Origin of the sequence: Parabacteroides chinchillae (assembly GCF_900108035.1) — a bacterium.
In the GTDB taxonomy this organism is placed as follows: Bacteria; Bacteroidota; Bacteroidia; order Bacteroidales; family Tannerellaceae; genus Parabacteroides; species Parabacteroides chinchillae.
In genome coordinates, this window is sequence record NZ_FNVS01000001.1 from 1 (window position 1) to 20095 (window position 20095).

A 20095-nucleotide genomic window follows, 5' to 3' on the forward strand; every position below is an offset into this window, starting at 1 on the left:
CAACGAAACCTTGTTCAATGCTATTGTTTCTACTTCTTCCGTACGGAAGAACTTACTTAAACCTTCAATCTTGATCATAATCGTATTTGTTTTATTTATGTTTTAATTATTCTGTTTTAATACTATCCACCGGATTTTCATTCGCTGCACGCCAGTTCTGGAACGTAACCGTCAAAATGGTTATCATTGACACCAGCAGGAAAGCTAGTAGAAACACCCAGGCATAGACCGGCGTTTTGTAAGCAAAGTTCTCGAGCCAGCGAATTATCGCAAAGTAGGCAACCGGAGCCGCCAACACGAAACAAACCAGCAAAATGCGAAAATACGTTTTATTGAACATAACCAGTATTTGAGATGTAGTAGACCCCATCACCTTACGCAGACCTATCTCCTTGCGGCGGTATTGGCTCTCGAACACCACCAATCCAAATACGCCTACAATCGAAATGAATACAGCTATCAGGCTAAATAGTGTGATGAGCAGGCTCAAGCTTCTCTCTTTGGCATACGCATTATTCAGCACTTCGTCGAAGAAGCGGACATAGAAAGGATAATCCGGATCGATATTCTTCAAGGCGCCTTTCACCTCCTGCATAGCCGCATGCAGATCGGTTCCGGCCTTTACCTTAATATAGGCATACGAAAGGTTTTCTTCCATCTCCGGCTTGTTGCCCCAGAAGTAGAATGCCATCGGAGTCACTTCCGTACGGAAGGTGGCAAACTTGACGTCCGGCATAAAGCCGATCACTTCGTCTCCATATATCTTATCGCCCAACCGGATATTATACATATTCCTGGCCCGTTCGTTGAAAACGTAGCAACCCGTGCTTGCCAGTTCATCACTCTTTCGGAAGCCACGCCCTTCGTTTACTTTTATTCCCATCAGATCCATGAAAGCAACATCTACCGGCAAGCATTGAAACTGGATATTATTCCCGTTCAGTTCACGTCCCCATCCCATAAACCGGTCTTGGTTCGAAATAAGTACCGAAGCGAAAGTTACATCCTCAATACCCGAATACGACTTCAGCTGGTTGGCAAACGCCTCTTTCTTATCCTTCACCAACTGAGTAATATTGGTAACAATCAGTTGGTCTTTCTCGTATCCCAACGAAGAGGTAGACATATAACGGTTCTGCAGATACATAAACATAGCCCCGATGATCAGCGCAAACGAGGCAAAAAACTGGATGCCTATCAGTACATTCCGCAACATGCGTCCTTGAGACGAAAGACCAAAAGTCCCTTTTAGCACCAGTGCAGGAGGGAAAGAAGTGACATAGTTGGATGGATAATAGCCTGCTACCAGACCCAAGACAATGGAAACACCTGCTGTGACAGCCACCAGCAAAGGATGAGCTGCCAACGACAATTCCGCATTCACCAACAAAGCCAACGGGGTTTTCCCCAGCATAGACACCATCCATAAAGCCAGCAAAAAGGCAATCATACTGATACAAACAGCCTCCATCTGCAAAGAAAAGCGAAGCGTACTATCCGAACTTCCCAATACTTTCTGAGTGTTTATACTTTTGATGCGCATCGGCGTAAGCGCCATACTGAAATTCGTAAAGTTGATACCGGCAATAATAAGTATCACGATGGCAATTGCGACCAGTACCCACAGCGTCTGACGGTCTGCCTTAGGGGTAGAATCGTACGTAACGTCCGTCGTGAAATGGATGTCCGGAAGTTGTACAAGGCGGAAATTAACCCCGCCTTTAAACCAAGTGATATTCTTCCCCAAATCGTTCTTCTTATAGTAAGCCAGAAAGTCGTTTACCAGCTCCTTTGCCGATTCGGGCGAATCCAGACGGATGTAAAAGTAATAGCTGGAATTACCCCAGTGGTGTGCATTTTCTTTTTCATCCATCGGCTTATAGATCACGTTCTCTACAATACTGTTCTTGGGGAAGTCTTTATACACACCTCCCACAACGAGTCGTCCACTCTTCTCCTCAAACAAGCCGGCCATCATCGAATGTGTCTCCCTCGGTTCGAGTACTCTGCCTACTGCCGATTCGCTGCCGAACATTTTACGTGCCAGGCTTTCGGGTAACAGAATCTTATTCGGTTCATTCAGCGCTTTATCGCTTCCTTCTGTCATATCAAACCGGAACACATCGGTGAAAGAAGGGTAAACCGTCAGGCTCTTCTCAAAATAACTCTCTTTATCTCCATCCTTATCCACAGTAAAAAGTGTCTCCTGGCAAAAAGGATATGTCAAAGCTCCGGCCTTGATATGAGGGGAAAAGCGGGCAAAGGCATCCGCCATCGGACGGGAGAAAATGGCCTGCACCGGATCGCCTTCCCATTGAAGGTCTACCCGGTAAATTACCTCGGAATCTTTATGAAACGTATCGAAAGTACGGTCATAATCCACCTGCATCTGAATTACCATAAAGGCACCAAAAGCAACCGACAACCCTAGTATGTTAAGTATTGTCGCCATCTTGAAGCGGCGCAACACGCTGATAAAGTTCCTTATAATTGTTCTCATTTCTGTTTTCTCTTATTTATATTTTGTATAATTTCTACTGCTGTACCTTACGGAAACTCTCCACCGGATCGGTATTGGCAGCCCGCCAGCTCTGCACGAATACTGCAGCAAACGAGATGACAAAACAGAACAGACCGGCAGCAATAAAGATAAGCGGATTTAACGCTATGCGATATGAATAATTGGACAGCCAATCATTACCAAAATGATAGATGATCGGGACTGCTACTACAAAAGCAACACCTACATAGATCATAAAAGTACGTACCAATTTTATCAATATCTCTTTATTAGTCGAGCCAAACACCTTACGCACGGCAACTTCTTTGGAACGCTGCTGGATGAAGTAGGTAGACATAGCAACCAGGCCGAGTAACGAGATCAGAACCGCAATCACAGAGAAGACAATCACGATCTTCGCCAGACGAATCTGAGAATCAAAAGCCTTTTGCAGTTCTTCATCAAGTATGCATGTCTCGGCTTCAAGCCCTATTACCTTTTCATAAACACGTTGCAACTCTTTATTAGCTGTAAAAATATCGCCTTGTGTTTCTACCAGGATCGCCCAAGGCTGTTCGTCATCCTTCAGGAAGCGGAACATGATAGGAACCTTATCACGGGTGACGTCGCCGAACTGGAAATCCTGTATCGTCCCGGCAATGGGGAACGACCAACCTTTGTTATCGAAGGTAACCGAAGGAGTATCTTCGGGTAGGTTCATCTCCTTAAAGGCAAACTGGCTCACATACCAACCGTCGCCGCCGGCCAGATGATTGTCGCGCAGTATCTTCAACCCCAGGATATCCATACATTCTTTATCCATCACGAACTGCCGCCAGGAAAGAACTTTTCCCTGCAGGGTGGCCGTATTGTTATTAGCACCCAGCAACGGTATCCCCCGTGTTTTCCCTACGGCTTTGACGAACGGCAGACGACGAAACTCATTCACAAGCGCCGAATATTGTTCCCCCTTCACTGCATTGGTTACGACTGCAATCTGGTTGTTCATCTTATATCCCAGCGGAGCGTGGATCAAATGCAATATCTGTTCCACCATCAGGATAGAAGCAGCAATCATAGCGATTGTTATCACATTCTGGAAGACGATAAAAAACTTGCTGAATACCATCTTCGTCTTTGCACGGAACGTACCGCGCACCACTTCGATAGGCTTCGAAGCCGAAATGATAAGCGAAGGCAGCAAACCAGAAAGTCCGCCCACAACTAATAGCACACCCACCAGCGACAGTAGCCAGGGCAGTGTAAACAGCACACTGAGATCAAGTTTTGTCCGCAACAAGTCGTTCACAAACGGAACAGCTGCCAGCGCCAGCAGGATAGCGATAATCATAGATATGAACGTGAGCAACGTAGCCTCCTGCATCAGGCGGAGAAAGAGTTCGCCGCGTGAAGAACCCAGCAGACGGCGTGTTGCCATCTCCTTGGCACGGAAACCGGCTTGCGCCACAGTCAGGTTAATATAGTTGATTACGGCAAAAATCAGGATCAGGATGCCGATAGACATCAACACTAATACAAACTTTTTATCGCCGGTATGCAGGTTATTGCTTCCCAAACCAGAGAAGTAGAAGTTTTTCAGTGAAACGATCTTCGCCTCTTTTGCAATATTTATCTCGTAAGGCCAGTAGAACGTCTTCATCCACTCCGCCATCTCTGCAGCCCGGGACGGGAAATTACTGCCTTGACGCACCATTACAAAAGCAACGGTAGCTCCGGCATTATTCAATGCATCGGGTGCCAGACTCGAATTAAAGCACGCCATCTGCTCCCAACGCAGAATAACGTCGGCCTCAGGGAGAGATGAATGACGCATGTCACCTATAACTCCGCTAATAATGGCCGAAATGGTATCGCCTACCAACAACGGCTTACCAACCGGATCGTCCGCTCCGAACATTTTGCGAGCAAAAGAAGAAGAGACTACAGCATAGTTGCGGGCTGAGAGCACCTGATTACGGTCTCCCTTCAGCAACGGAAAATCAAAGAAGTCGAAGAAGGTAGAATCGGCAAACATCAGATCGGCATTCAGTTTCTTATCTTCGCTCACTACTTTTGTCTTTTCGCCGGCTGCAGAACACATCACCGGACAAACCTTCTCTACCTCCGGATAACGGTCTTTTATCTTATACGACATAGCTGCACCGGATTCTATCCAGTTTTCATTACCCACCAGATAAATCCGGTTGGCCTTTGTGTGGCGGCTGTCGGTAGATATCTCCTGCACGGTATAAACCGCAATCAGCAACACGAACATCAACGATACGCTCAACCCGAATATATCGATAGCAGTATAGGCCTTATTATGGCTCATAAATTTAGCGAAGGCTTTTAAATTAAGTAGATTATTCATTGTATTCCATATTATTTATTCATCATAAAAATCTATCACTGTGTATCCCTATTCGTTCTTCAGACTATTTACCGGATTATCATTTGCCGTATGGTGTACATTCAGACAAACCACTGACAGAATAACCAGCAACACTGCCGCTCCACAACCAATAAAGATATACCATGCGAGCGGCACCTTCTCTGTGAATTGCTCCATCCATTTCTGCACTGCAAAGAAGGCAAAGCAACCGCCTAATATGACCGCAGGAAGTGCAATACGTATTATATCACGGAGGAACAGTTTTATAATTTCCATCACCTCAGCTCCACTTACCCGGCGGACGGCAATCTCCTTACGGCGGCGGTTCACCTCATCGTTCGTGTAACCTATCAGACCTATCAGGGCAATAAGCAGAGTGATACAACCGCCTATCAGCACGGAGTCACGAAACTGACGGGATTCGTCGTACATATCTTTTATCTCCGTACGGAAAGCATTCAGTGTAATATCGTTGTTTGGAAAAAGGGCAGAAATCTCCTTCTGCACGTGCTCCATTCCTCTTGCATCCAGATTGTGGAATTTTACCAACAAATTATAAGAGGGCGTTTTAGAATAGAACATAACCGTAGGGCGCTCATCCTGGCTGGCTATCGAACCTAAACGGAAATTTTCGTAAACACCGCAGATTGTGAACGGAGATCTTTGCCCTGTTAATTCATCTCCCCCATGTTCTGTCACTAAAATAGCTTTCCCTATCACATCGTCTGTCCAGCCTGCCAATAGTTTCATCTTCTCAACAAACCGGCGATCCACCATAACCTCGTTCGAATTAGTTATATTTTCTGTAAAAGAACGTCCCTGTATGACCGGAATTCCCATAATCTTCAGATAACCGTTACCCACACTATATTGATCTGCTATATTGAAATATTCTCTGTCCGAACCAGGTAGCGTTATATTGTTGCCGGAAGATACAGCAAAAGGTAACTGATAGCAAGTTGTAACCGCTGCGACTTCCGGTAAACGCATCAATTCGTCTACCGCTTTACGACGAGCAGTAGAATCCACACCAGCCAATTCACTATAAGCCAGATTTTCATACTCATAACCCGGATTGTCATTTACCATATAATTATACTGACGGCCGATAAAGATCAACATCGTAAACAAGAAACCGGCAGCAATGAATTGCACAAACAACAGAGCCAATTTCCATACACGTTTATTCTCTCTAAAATTACGGAAAGCAGAAGCCACAGGAATACGGGCATACAAATAACCGGGCATCAAACCACTGCCTAAAAAGATAAGCCCACAAACAAGCAACAGGATCAAACTACCTTTTGAAAGTAGTAAAGCTTCGAGTGACGCTCCTAACAACTCCTCTACCGTTCCACGGAACGCAAAGATCAGAATAGCAGCCAACACCAACGAAAGAATCATGTGTACAAAAGCTTCTCCCAGCATCATACCATTAATATTTTTACCGGCAGCTCCATAACATTTATGAACAGCCACTTCTTTGGAACGGGACACAATACCGGATATAACTATCAATATATAATTCATCATCGCAGTAAACAGCAAAGCAAATGCCAACAACGAAAGCAGCCATGCCATTCGTTTCACCTGCGCATCGTCCTTATGTATATCGGATATTGCATGCAAAGTATATGAAAACTTATACCCTTGCTTAGCCTGTTCTTCCGGCGAAAAGTGCTTGTAAACAATCTTAAGCATTCCTTCAAGTACAGTAGGGACAGATGCTTTGGTATAAAGTTTGATGTAACTGATATAACGGTCGTTTCCAAACAGATTCGTATGCGATTCCGCACGCATAAACTGAGGTGAAGAAGGCATGGAAATAATAACATCGTAACGGTCGGATGCATTTTCAGGTATCTCCTCAAATACACCGCCAATAGTAAGCACGCGTCCCGGGGCATCGTCGGCAACGAAAGTTTTTCCAACTACATTTCCACCGATTTTTTTTGCCATGCGGCTGGATATCATCACCTGCATCGGAGTAGAAAGAACTTCTTTCGCATTACCTAACAGGATAGGACGAGGTAACATTTCAAACAGGCAACTATCACCAAAAACAGTTTTGCCTTTATATTTAAGCTGTGTATCCGTCATAGTAAACGTCCATGTTCCATACGGATTAATACGCGTAGCCATCTCTATCTCCGGAATACTCTCTTTCATCAGGCCGGCAGTTCCTCCGCTAGTACGTCCCCAATCTTTTAATTCTCCATCTCTTTCTACACACTCCCATATCTGGAAAATACGGTCGGCATCAGGATAGAAACTATCATACGATTGTTCAAAGTAGACTTTCGCTATCAATACCAATCCAACAGCCAGTCCTACCCCTAAAGAGACAATCTTCATTATATTATGCCTTCCTTTCTTGAAAAGAGAACGAAAGGCAATGATTATATTTTTCATACATTTTTGTTTCTTGTTGCCAGTAATTATTCAAGTACTAACACTTCGTTATCCTTATAGCTTTCATAACTTGAGATAATAACTTTTTCCCCTGCCTCAAGTCCTTCAAGTACTTCATAATACTGCGGGTTCTGGCGACCAATCTTTATACTGCGTCTATATGCCTTCTTTCCGTCTTTATCAAGAACAAATATCCAGCTTCCTCCTGTACTCTGGAAGAACGTGCCTTTTGGTATGATAATACTTTCGGTAGGTTGGCCCAATTCAAGATTGATATAGTAGGTCTGTCCGCTACGGATATTATCCGGACGTTCTCCCGTAAAAACCAAATCAGTGCGGAATTTACCATCACGTACCTCGGGATAGACTTTACGTACGGAAAGAGCAAAGTTAGAACCTTGACGTTCAAAGGTTGCATTCAACCCCGGTTTTACACGGTCTATATAGTGTTCGTCAATCATAGCTTCAATTTTATAGTCAGACAAATCATTAATCTGTCCGATCTTCTGACCCGGAGTAATATTCTGTCCCAAGACAACATCCAGCAATCCTAACTCGCCGGCAATTTGCGAACGAACATTCAGGTTTTCTTTACGTTCGCGTATCAACAAGATATTTTTACGCATATTTGCCAAACTAGCTTCCATTTCTTCCATCTGAATAGTACGGGAAAGGGAATCCTGGCGTAAACGTTCCGTTATCAAAGCATGTTTCTTGGATGATAATTCATAGTCTTCCTTTGCTTTCAGATAATCTTCCTTTGCAATCAGGTTTTCCTTATATAATTGTTCTTGCTGGCGATAAGCACGCAAAGAACGCGTCATATCCATATCATACTGCAATTTTTCAGTCTGATTGGTCAGCTTATCTTGTTCCATTGTCACCTGTGTATTACGCAAAAAGTTCTGCTTTTCCGCCAATTCGGCTTCGGCATTCAATATCTGTAAATCCAGATTAGAATTGCTAAGACGTACAATAATGTCTCCTTTCTTCACATGAGCACCTTCTTCAACCACCTTTTCCTGTACAATACCTCCTTCTTCGGGGCTAAGTTGCACAACAGTTATCGGTTGTACCTGGCCATCAACACGAAAGAAATCGTTAAACTGATCACGGGTCACATCACCAATACTAACGCCTCGTGCGTCCACTTTTAATGTAGAAGCATGATCACCAAAAATAATCCATCCCAGCAATACTACAAATAAAGCTCCACCTGCAATGTACGGAATGTGCTTCTTTTGAACGCCTTTTTTCTTTTCTAATTGTATATCCATTGTATTTTGATTTTTCTTTTCTTAATTTATTATTTTCTATTCTCAATTTTCAGCTTCCACAAGCGGTTTTCCTTTATAGTAATCAACCAATTTACTCTTCATCAAATACATCAGCTTTTTCTGTAGCAGATTAGCCTTTGAAGTAAGCAGGTTGTTCGAACTTGTTTGTACATCCAGGGAACTCATCAAACCTTCTTCATACTTGCGAAGTGTTATGCGATATGCCAAATCATTCGAACTAACTTGTTTATCCATCTGAATAGCCTCTTTTGCATAGCCTTCACGATCTAAAACCGACTGTTCAACAGCATTCTGCAACTGACGAAGTACTTCCGTTTTCGTTTCTTCTGCGATACGCAAATTATTACGATAACGACGGAGGTTCGTTACTTTACTCAAACCGTTGAACAACGGAAAACTAATAGTAAATCCTAAATATTCGCCACGGTTATTCTTAAACTGACTGTTAAAGCTGGCCGGAGATGCCTCCGATTTCAGATTTTCAAAATAGTTTGTAGAAATACCCGCATTAAAATAGATTTGAGGCAACATAGCACCTTTAGACATACGATATTGATATTTAGCAGCCTGCAACTGAAAATCAGCTTGTTGGGATGTAGGATTATTCTCCTCCGCATAACCATATATTTCATTTACATTCTCATTGACGGTAACAAATGAAACATCCGGCAAAAGCGTATCTACTTCCAGTTCCAGATCGGAAGGATAATTCATCTTTTCCTTTAATGTCAACAATGCCGTATTATAAAGATTCTGCTGATGTGTTAACGTATAATCGTCCGTAGCTACCTGAGCTTCAAATTGGGCAACATCGGCTTTACCTTTCAGTCCAAGCTCTTCCTGACGTTTTGTTTTATAAAGTGTACGCCGGCTCTCCTCCAATTTCTCGGCAGCTATCTTGATTGTACCTTTATAATATACAACATCTGCATACGCCTGCATCGTTTCCAATGCCAGATCATCTTTTTTCTTCTGAATATCATTCTTACCCATTTTCACATTCGACTTTCCTAACAACCATTGATTTATTAACTGGCCGCCGGTAAAAATCGGAATTTGGGTACTCAAGCCGTACGAGTTATTAAAGGTAGACGTATTATTATATGTATTTGTTTCCGGGTCAATAGAACGGCCAAAATTATACTGGGCGCCTACGTTGGCTGAAGCCGTTGGAAAGAAAGAAGCTACCGATGCGTTACGTTCTGCCTTATACGTATCATAAGTGAATGTTTGTTTTTTTACGGCCGGACTATTTTCAACGGCATACCGCATACAATCATTTAGCGACCAAAATTTCTCCTGTGCCACTGTTGTAGTAACCAAACCAAACGAAAGAATTGTTGTAAGTAATATCTGTTTCATTTCTTTATTATTTTCTACCAGTAAAGAAGCAAAGAGCATGCCAAAACAAATAATAAACTATTTATCAAACCATTACATAAACAACAAAATCAGTACAGTGTCAAAAAATTGGACAGTATTGTAAAATTATTGGACAAGACAATAAATATTCCCGGTCATCCATTCAAAACATCTGGATGATTTTATAAAAAGATCCCGATGATTTTTTTGATTCACAGTTATGATTTTGAAAAGTCATAATTATGAGTTTGTTTTTTGTTTAGCAGAATGGGAGTAATTCTGATAGTATACATTATCTTTGCCGTACTCATTACACTTAATATAATAAATGGCAAAACAAGGAACCATACTCGTTGTAGATGATAACAAAGGAATTCTTACAGCCGTACAAATGCTGCTGGGTACTTGCTTTGAAAAAGTAATCACAATCTCTACGCCCAATAAGATTAAATCGACATTACACGATGACCCCATAGACGTTGTATTACTGGATATGAATTTTAGTTCCGGTATTAATAACGGTAACGAAGGGCTTTTTTGGCTCTCGGAAATAAAAAAAGAATATCCATCCGTACAAGTTGTACTTTTTACGGCTTACGCAGATATAGATCTAGCTGTACGAGGCATTAAAGACGGTGCAACCGATTTTATCGTAAAACCGTGGGATAACGCCAAATTAATAGAAACATTACAAACTGCATACAACTTACGTTCGTCTAATCAGAAAAAAACAAATGACAAGCAGCTCATATCAAAGGAAAGCGGTATGTTTTGGGGCGAAAGCAACGCCATGCAGCAACTGCGCATACTGATAGATAAAGTTGCAAAAACAGATGCCAATATTCTAATTACCGGAGAAAACGGTACAGGCAAAGAGATGCTGGCGAGGGAAATACATCTGCTTTCCAATAGAAAGAACGAAGCTATGGTACCTGTAGATATGGGAGCCATTACAGAAACATTATTTGAAAGTGAACTGTTTGGCCATGTAAAAGGTGCTTTTACGGATGCCCGTACCGATCGTTCGGGAAAGTTTGAAGTTGCCAATAACAGCACTTTGTTCCTTGACGAAATAGGCAACCTATCCTTTCACCTACAAGCTAAACTTCTGACAGCCCTGCAAAGAAGAAGTATTATCCGCGTAGGAAGCAATACACCCATACCTGTTAATATACGTCTGATCTGCGCTACCAACAAGGATTTACAGGAAATGGTACAAAAAGAAGAATTCCGTGAAGACTTGCTTTATCGTATCAACACGATTCATGTTGAAATTCCTCCCCTGCGGGAACGTTTGGAAGATATTATACCATTAACTGAAATATTTCTTTCCAAATATGGAAATCTCTATAGTAAACCTACTTTGCATCTGAGCAACGATGCACAAGAAAAACTAAAACAACAACCTTGGTTCGGAAATATCCGCGAATTGGAGCACACCATTGAAAAAGCGGTTATTATCTGTGAAGGTGACACTTTAGATAGCAACGACTTTGATTTTCCCCGCAAAAAAGAGACGCAGACAAAAGAGATCACCACATTAGAGGAAATGGAATATAACATGATAAAAAATGCTATGGACAAATTTGGAGGGAACCTGTCTTTAGTAGCCAACCAATTGGGAATCTCAAGACAAACATTATATAATAAAATAAAGAGATACGAAATTTGATTGGAAATTGAAATATAGCTTGTCATAATTTTCAACACCCGATTACCAGCGATGCTAAAAGGTATATATTATAGTCTTACATTCCGGCTTCTGTTACTGCTTATCACTACAGGAGCATTCACGTATTGTTGTCTGCAACAATACTGGGAATTTTGCATACTTATCTGCATAGCATGGCTATATAGTATACAGATGATGCGCACGTTGTATAAACGTAATGCGCAAAAAATAGCATTTATGTTTGATGCTATAGACAATAGCGACTATGCTTTCAAATATGCAACCAGCGGCCGTTCATCAAATGATAAAATGGTTAGCGAATCATTAAACCGCATCACTCAAATTCTGTTTCATGCCAAAGCCGAAGCGCTCCAAAAAGAAAAGTATTACGAACTTATCATGAACTCCGTCAATACGGGGATTTTAGTTATAGACGACAAAGGTGTTATATTTCAAACAAACAACGAAGCTCTGCGTTTGCTCGGGCTAACTGTTTTTACTCATGTCAGACAGTTAGGACGTATTGATGAAGAATTAGAGCAAACCATATCGTCCGTGCTCCCCGGAGAGAAACACCAAATATCTTTTAATAACGAAAGAGGAACCGTACATCTTTCCTTGCGCGTATCTGAAATGACATTGCAGGAAAAACATGTCCGTATTATTGCGCTTAATGACATTAACAGCGAACTGGACGAAAAAGAAATTGACTCGTGGATACGACTGACACGCGTATTGACACACGAAATTATGAACTCGGTAACCCCTATGACTTCATTAAGCGACACTTTACTTTCCATCCATGGAGATGCCAATAAAGAAATCCGGAATGGTCTGGAAGTTATCAGTACAACAGGAAAAAGTTTAATTTCATTTGTTGAGTCATACCGTAAATTTACTCATATCCCAACTCCGCAACCCTCATTATTCTATATATCGAAGTTTGCAGACCGGATGGTGCAGCTTGCCCGGTACCACAACAATTATCCGAATATAAGCATTCGGATAGATGTCCAACCAACCGATTTAATTGTTTATGCCGATGAAAACCTCATTTCGCAAGTTGTTTTGAACCTACTTAAAAACGCCATGCAAGCAATTGGCCATGAACAAGAAAACGGTTTAATCGAATTAACAGCTTACTGTAATAAAGATGAAGCAGTATTTATTGAAGTAAGCAACAATGGCCCTGCTATTCCTCCGGAAGAGGCCGAACATATTTTCATACCGTTCTTTACTACCAAAGAAGGCGGAAGCGGTATAGGACTTTCCATTTCCCGTCAGATTATGCGTTTATCGGGAGGAAGCATAACCCTGAAAAGTTCTCCTTCCACAAAAAAGACGACATTTATATTGATGTTTCCTTAACATATTTCCACTGATGAAATTTAATTTTCTCCCGGATGTGTTTTTTGTCTCTCTAATTTTACTCTAAGAAAAATAGCAAACTGTTGCCGATAAAAAGAATCAATAAACACTTAAAGATATTCAATAGCCTTATGTTATATAAAATTTAACAACAAATTTTACCTTTGCAGTGTTAGAAATCAAAAACAACTACATTTGAAAAACATGAATATACTTGACAAACTAAAGAAAAATCATCATCCCAGCTCAGGCGCATTAGATCTATTAAAATATATTGGTCCCGGACTTCTGGTTACCGTTGGTTTCATTGACCCGGGAAACTGGGCAACCAATCTGGCAGCAGGTTCCGAATTTGGTTACGCATTGCTTTGGGTCGTAACCTTTTCTTCCATTATGCTGATCATTATACAACATAACGTAGCCCATTTAGGAATTGTCACCGGGCTTTGCCTTTCGGAAGCAACCAACAAATACCTGCCACGTATTCTGAGCCGCCCGATTCTAGGTTCAGCTATGCTGGCCAGTATTTCTACATCATTAGCAGAAATACTGGGGGGCGCAATCGCTTTGCGCATGTTGTTCAGTATTCCAATAAAAATCGGCTCTATAATCGTAACGGTTGCATGTATAGCCATGTTATTAAGCAATACATACAGCAAAATTGAAAGATGGATTATCATGTTTGTTTCCATCATCGGGCTATCATTCCTTTACGAACTTGCCTTGGTGGATGTACAATGGGGCGAAGCAATTCAAGGCTGGATAAAACCATCTTTCCCCGACAATTCGTTACTTATTATCATGAGCGTATTAGGTGCTGTTGTAATGCCCCATAATCTTTTTCTGCACTCGGAAGTGATACAAAGCCGTGAATGGAACTTGGAAGACGAAACTGTCATCAAAAAACAGTTGAAGTATGAATTTTACGACACTTTATTATCTATGGTAATTGGCTGGGCTATCAACTCTGCTATGATTATACTGGCCGCAGCAACTTTCTTCAAGCAAAAAGTTGCTGTAAACGAACTGGATCAGGCACAACAATTACTAGTACCGCTAGTTGGTAGCAATGCTGGCGTTATTTTTGCAGCAGCTCTGTTATTAGCAGGTGTCTCTTCGACCATTACTTCAGGTATTGCCGGAGCCTCTATTTTTGCAGGATTCTATGGAGAACCATACAATCATAGCGATCTGCACTCCAAGTTGGGTGTATTGCTATCCTTCCTTCCTGCTCTACTTATCATATTTGTGATCGGAGACCCGTTTAAAGGATTGATTATATCACAAATGTTCCTGAGTGTTCAGTTACCGATAACTGTTTTTACACAAGTCTATCTGACTTCCAACAAAAAAGTTATGGGAGTTTATGCAAACAGCCGTTCCACTATGGTTATTTTACTACTGCTGGGCGCAATGGTAACAATACTGAATATTGCATTGCTTATCAGTCTCTTTTAGCTTTCAGTTTATTCCGGAGTATTTCAATTATACCAGGTAAAACAGAAACAGAAACAGAAACAAAAATAATAATAACAATAAGCAATTCGAGATTTTCTTGCACAATCTCCAATCCGCCAAAGAAATAACCGGCATAGGAAAATAATGTAACCAATATCTATTATTAATTAAGCAGCAAATATAGGAAAAAGGAGGCATCATTATGTAAGCAGCAAAGAATTCATTACCTTTGTTCCCTTATTGGAAAAATACATAATAATATGAGCGACATCAGTACAAACGAAGAAGAAGGTAAAAAAAGCTTGAACTTCATTGAAGCAATGGTTGAAAAAGATTTGGCTGAAGGTAAAAACGGAGGACGCGTACAGACTCGTTTCCCGCCGGAGCCGAACGGCTATCTTCATATCGGACATGCCAAAGCTATTTGTCTGGACTTTGGTATTGCAGAACGCCATAACGGCGTGTGCAACCTCCGCTTCGACGATACCAATCCTGTGAAGGAAGATATGGAATATGTTGACTGCATTATGGAAGACATCAAATGGCTGGGGTTCCATTGGAACGAAATATATTATGCCTCCGATTACTTCCAACAATTGTGGGATTTCGCCATACAATTGATCAAAGAAGGAAAGGCCTATGTTGATGAACAAAGTGCCGAACTGATCGCCCAACAAAAAGGAACTCCCACACAACCGGGAACCAATAGTCCGTATCGTGACCGCCCGATAGAAGAAAATATGCAACTATTCTTGAAAATGAACAGCGGCGAGCTGGAGGAAGGTTCAATGGTATTGCGTGCCAAAATAGACATGGCAAACCCCAATATGCATTTTCGTGATCCGATTATTTACCGTATCATCAAGACTCCGCACCATCGTACGGGTGATAAATGGAAAGCTTATCCGATGTATGACTTTGCACACGGACAAAGCGATTATTTTGAAGGGGTTACACACTCATTATGTACATTGGAGTTTGTACCTCACCGTCCGTTATACGACTTATTCATTGATTGGTTGAAAGAAGGTAAAGATTTGGACGACAATCGCCCGCATCAGACAGAGTTTAACAAACTGAACCTGAATTACACGTTAATGAGCAAACGTAATCTGCTGATTCTGGTAAAAGAAGGATTAGTGAACGGTTGGGATGACCCGCGTATGCCTACTATCTGCGCATTCCGTCGACGTGGTTATTCTCCGGAATCGATACGTAAATTTGTAGACAAAATAGGTTACACTACATATGATGCCCTGAATGACTTCGCCCTGCTTGAAAGTGCCGTTCGCGATGATCTGAATGCACGTTCAACCCGTGTATCCGCTGTTATCAATCCGGTAAAACTAATCATCACCAATTATCCGGAAGGACAAGTGGAAGAGATGGAAGCAATCAATAATCCGGAAGATCAGTCGGCAGGAAGCCATCACATTGAATTCAGCCGCGAACTATGGATGGAACGTGATGACTTTATGGAAGATGCACCGAAAAACTACTTCCGAATGACACCTGGGCAGGAAGTTCGTTTAAAAAATGCATACATCGTAAAATGCACAGGTTGTAAGAAGAATGATAACGGTGAAATCGTAGAGGTATATTGCGAATATGATCCGAACACCAAAAGCGGCATGCCTGACAGCAACCGTAAGGTAAAGGGTACATTACACTGGGTAAGCTGTGCACATTGCCTACCTGCCGAAGTGCGCTTATACGACCGTCTGTGGAAAGTAGAAAATCCGCGTGACGAACTAATTGCTATACGAGAAGCAAAGGATTGCTCTGTCTTAGACGCAATGAAGGAAATGATCAATCCGGACTCTTTAAAAATATTGACAAATTGTTATGTAGAGAAATACCTGGCAAATGCTAAGCCTTTGGATTATCTACAATTCCAACGTATCGGTTATTTTAATGTAGATAAAGATTCTACACCTCAAAATCTGATCTTCAACCGCACTGTATCTCTGAAAGATACATGGTCGAAAATCAAAACTAAATAAAAATGATGAGTCAATTCTTCAATATGCCAATGTACCAATAATAACTTTATTGGCATATTGGCATTTAACTAAATATTAAGACATGAAAAAAGACGATATCTCACGCTTATTGCAACGTTATCTGGATACTCGTGATTCAGGCAAAGAACCTTATTTTGATGCCGACGAGATTGATGATTTGCTTGAAAGCTTTGAAGAGTCTGACGATTACGCCTACTATGATGAAATACTAGAGCTTGGCCTAAAACTTCATCCAAACAATACAACCCTGAAAATCAGAGAATGTAGGCGATATGCATATAACGATAATTACGAAGAAGCCTTAGCACTCATCGAAAACATTGGTGAAACGAATAATGAAGACCTGGATATTCTACGAATCGAATGTTATTGCTATACAGATCAATCGGAGAAAGCTATTAAATTCGCTAAAGATCTTATTTCAAATGACTGCGAATATTCTGAAGCCATCTTCGAATGCATTATACCAATATTGAACGATCTGGATTTCCAGAAAGAAGCCCGTGAACTTCTGGAGCTTGGTTTAACAATCTTTCCAGATAACCAACTTCTTAAAAATGAATTATGTTTTTTATTGGAAGCCGAAGGAAAAATACAGGAAGCAATTGATATATGCAACGAATTAATAGATAAGAATCCATATTCCAATGATTACTGGTTCACATTGGGACGTTTATATTCCATGATTCCTGATTATGACAAGGCTATCGAAGCATTTGACTTTGCTCTTACCTGTGATGATTCGGATCCTGAATTAAAAGTATTAAGAGGATACTGCCTCTATATGAACGAGAATTACGAAAAAGCACTGGAAGCATACAAGGAAGTAATAGACAGCGAATCTTTTTACAGGGTAAAACCTCTTATGGCTGAGTGCTATGTTAAATTGGAAAGGTTTGATGAAGGCTATAAATTATTAAAAGAAATTCTAAAGCAAACCGATACAGAAAAGGATCCTTCTGTCTACGTAAACTTTATCCGTTGCTGTCTGGAAACCGAAAGGGAGAAAGAAGCTACATCCATGTTGAATAAAACAATCAAACTTTTTCCTGATAATGTACGGATACTGTCCCTTTTGGCTCTTACCTATCTGGAAAATGATCATGAAGAACAAGCACTACAAATAACCGACTATTTGTTCAAAGCTATTGACTCTGCAGAAGAAGAAGGTACTAAAGAAGGATGTGACAGCCTTTTACGGGCAGGTCAATATTTATACCTGAAAGGTGATATAGAAAAAGCATTACTCTATTACAAAAAGATCTTACAACGGAACCCGGATATACCTCATATGAATATCCACATGGCTATGGCTTATTTATCATTGGGAGATATCAAGAGATTTCAGGAATATTATGAACAAACATCTCCTGTGGAAATGATGAATTTCCTGAAAAAATCAGGTATAAACCTTGATAAAATAGATTTGAACAATCCGTTTATCAGCCGCCACATTCCGCCGGAAGACCTTGCAAAAGAATTTTTAAAAAACAAAGACAACAGTAACTAACAAATTAATTAAAAATGGACAGAAATCTAAAAGACTACGGTCTCTTGGTTCTTAAAGGCATGGGAATGGGCGCAGCAGATGTAGTACCCGGTGTCTCAGGAGGTACAATAGCCTTTATTGTTGGTATTTACGAGGAACTGATCAATTCTATCAAAAGTATCAATGGAACTTCTTTAAAATTATTATTTACAGGAAAAATTGCCGCTTTCTGGAAAGCGATCAATGCAAACTTCCTGTTGTCTATTGTTGCAGGTATCGGCATCAGTATATTCTCATTAGCCAAGCTTATCACCTATTTATTGATTTACCATCCTATTTTAGTTTGGGCATTCTTCTTTGGCTTGGTGTTAGCCTCAACCTGGTTTGTTGCTAAAGATATCAAACAGTGGAATTGGAAAACCATCCTGAGTTTCATCATCGGAGCTATTATTGCTTATTATATAACTGTTGCGACACCTGCTGAAACATCCAACAGCCTGCCTTTCATCTTCCTTAGTGGAGCAATAGCCATCTGTGCCATGATATTACCAGGTATTTCCGGCAGTTTTATTCTTGTATTGATGGGAAAATATTTCTATATAATGGAAGCTGTAAAGACATTCAATATTCCGATAATGCTTACATTCATCTGTGGAGCAATCATAGGTATCACTTCTTTTTCAAGAGTATTGTCTTTTGCTCTACGTAAATTCCACGATATTACAATTTCCGTATTAGCAGGATTTATGCTAGGTTCGCTTAATAAAGTATGGCCATGGAAAGAAATAATAGAAACTTATACCGACAGCCACGGTGAAATCAAACCATTGATAGAAGCTAATATTATGCCCAATCAATTAGTATGGGAAGCTATAGGTTTGATGATACTTGGATTTGCATTGGTTTATTTTCTCGAAAAATTATCAATGAAAGGAACAAAAGCATAATATAAAAACCTCTCTCTTATACTCACGTACCAGAGAGAGGACTGTTTCTCTTTAGAGAAACCATCAATTATGTTTTAAACTTCATTGTTTATAGCAAATAGTATGCCAAAACATATAACACACTATCATACAACAAAGTAAATATATATTCACTTTTTTTATTGTCTTATTATTGGACACTGGCGTAAAAATATTTTACAATTCCGGACATTTATTGAATAGCACATCTATTTACAGGCTATTGCCCTTCCATTACTATTTCTTCCACATGGCGCATTCCTCCTTCATATTTCTTTCCGACTTTCGTATAACTATACATTCCAGAATCCGTCATGACAGAATAGATTAAAGCCTTACCATCCAAAATAGAATCGTTAATAAGGAACAATGAATGGCGTACTGTAAAAGTCGCCTCTTTTGCCACATATCCTTTCGAATATTCGGCCACCAGCGTATTGGCACTTCCTGCGTCAATACTGCCATAATAAATATAAATACATTCATCCATAGATGTATGGAACGGCCAACAATTCACATCAGCAGGACGAACCGTTACTTTGCGAATCTGCAAATCCAAACCTGTCTTATTAACCAGTTTGATATCCAGAATGGAAGTGGCATGTTTCATCGTTATCACCGTCCCGTTTACAGTATCTATTTTAGCTGTTCCTACCATCAGATCGTCATAACGGAATACTTCGGGAACAGAGTCTGTCCTATACTGCCGCTTCACATAGTTGAACCGTAACATGTCCATTGACGTTCGGAAAATAACCAGAGAATCATCTCCTTTTGCCACCAGGCCTTTAACAACACCAAGGTCCGTTCCTATTCCATCTGTCAGATAGAATAACCTTCGTGGGTCTATAACCGAAGTTCTTGTCTCTGCTGCAGCCGATTTGGAAGAAGCATCAAAAGCCTCCTTCGTTTTCATGGAATATCCCAGAATACGGTGTCCTTCATTCCATTTGGAGACAAACTGTACAGCCGGGTCGGCCTCTGTATTCTCTGCCAACCGGACATTCAGATCAACACTTACCATCTCCGGTACCGGTTTGGGAGGTATTGGCGGTGGAAGAGGCGACCAGGTATCTTCATTGTTACAAGCGGACATAAAAATGGCTGTTGCTGCTAAAAGCATCACTTTTTTCATATTTCTATTATTTAAGATTA

General features: G+C 40.8%; 12 protein-coding genes and 1 pseudogene. 6 read left to right on the top strand and 7 right to left on the bottom strand.

Features of this window, described 5'->3' with window-relative positions; all coding sequences use genetic code 11:
- The 6 genes and pseudogenes from C4S38_RS15865 to C4S38_RS00025 all read right to left on the bottom strand — a co-directional run.
- Positions 1–78 (bottom strand): annotated as a pseudogene (locus tag C4S38_RS15865) (ABC transporter ATP-binding protein); the annotation flags it as partial.
- Positions 79–106: 28 nt separating this feature from the next.
- Positions 107–2500, bottom strand: coding sequence for an ABC transporter permease (locus tag C4S38_RS00005; RefSeq protein WP_103982015.1), 2394 nt, complete (start codon positions 2498–2500; stop codon positions 107–109).
- Between the two features lie 34 nt (positions 2501–2534).
- The gene (locus C4S38_RS00010) at positions 2535–4871 is read right to left on the bottom strand and encodes an ABC transporter permease (protein WP_103982016.1); all 2337 of its coding nucleotides are present in this window, start codon (positions 4869–4871) and stop codon (positions 2535–2537) included.
- 48 nt (positions 4872–4919) lie between these two features.
- Positions 4920–7304, bottom strand: coding sequence for an ABC transporter permease (locus C4S38_RS00015; RefSeq protein WP_103982017.1), 2385 nt, complete (start codon positions 7302–7304; stop codon positions 4920–4922).
- Between the two features lie 26 nt (positions 7305–7330).
- Positions 7331–8581, bottom strand: coding sequence for an efflux RND transporter periplasmic adaptor subunit (locus tag C4S38_RS00020; protein WP_099465367.1), 1251 nt, complete (start codon positions 8579–8581; stop codon positions 7331–7333).
- A 42-nt stretch (positions 8582–8623) separates the two neighbouring features.
- Entirely contained in the window at positions 8624–9964 is a 1341-nt protein-coding gene (locus C4S38_RS00025; protein ID WP_103982303.1) for a TolC family protein, read from the bottom strand.
- A gap of 328 nt (positions 9965–10292) precedes the next feature.
- Between C4S38_RS00025 and C4S38_RS00030 the strand changes: the two genes are divergently transcribed.
- The 6 genes from C4S38_RS00030 to C4S38_RS00055 all read left to right on the top strand — a co-directional run bounded on the left by C4S38_RS00030 (position 10293) and on the right by C4S38_RS00055 (position 18922).
- Positions 10293–11636, top strand: coding sequence for a sigma-54-dependent transcriptional regulator (locus tag C4S38_RS00030; protein ID WP_103982018.1), 1344 nt, complete (start codon positions 10293–10295; stop codon positions 11634–11636).
- A gap of 51 nt (positions 11637–11687) precedes the next feature.
- Positions 11688–13004: a sensor histidine kinase gene (locus C4S38_RS00035; RefSeq protein WP_103982019.1), complete on the top strand. Its 1317-nt coding sequence runs from the start codon at positions 11688–11690 to the stop codon at positions 13002–13004.
- A 204-nt stretch (positions 13005–13208) separates the two neighbouring features.
- On the top strand, positions 13209–14462 hold the full coding sequence (locus tag C4S38_RS00040) for an Nramp family divalent metal transporter (RefSeq protein ID WP_103982020.1): 1254 nt from the start codon (positions 13209–13211) through the stop codon (positions 14460–14462).
- A 260-nt stretch (positions 14463–14722) separates the two neighbouring features.
- Positions 14723–16465 carry a glutamine--tRNA ligase/YqeY domain fusion protein gene (locus C4S38_RS00045; protein ID WP_103982021.1) on the top strand — a complete coding sequence of 581 codons (1743 nt, stop codon included), beginning with the start codon at positions 14723–14725 and terminating at the stop codon, positions 16463–16465.
- Positions 16466–16547: 82 nt separating this feature from the next.
- On the top strand, positions 16548–17996 hold the full coding sequence (locus C4S38_RS00050) for a CDC27 family protein (RefSeq protein WP_103982022.1): 1449 nt from the start codon (positions 16548–16550) through the stop codon (positions 17994–17996).
- A gap of 14 nt (positions 17997–18010) precedes the next feature.
- Positions 18011–18922: a DUF368 domain-containing protein gene (locus C4S38_RS00055; protein WP_103982023.1), complete on the top strand. Its 912-nt coding sequence runs from the start codon at positions 18011–18013 to the stop codon at positions 18920–18922.
- 238 nt (positions 18923–19160) lie between these two features.
- On the opposite strand, the gene C4S38_RS00060 is transcribed toward C4S38_RS00055, so the two are convergent.
- A complete protein-coding gene (locus tag C4S38_RS00060; protein ID WP_103982024.1) occupies positions 19161–20075 on the bottom strand; it encodes a hypothetical protein in 915 nt (304 codons plus the stop codon).
- Between the last annotated feature and the right edge of the window lie 20 nt (positions 20076–20095).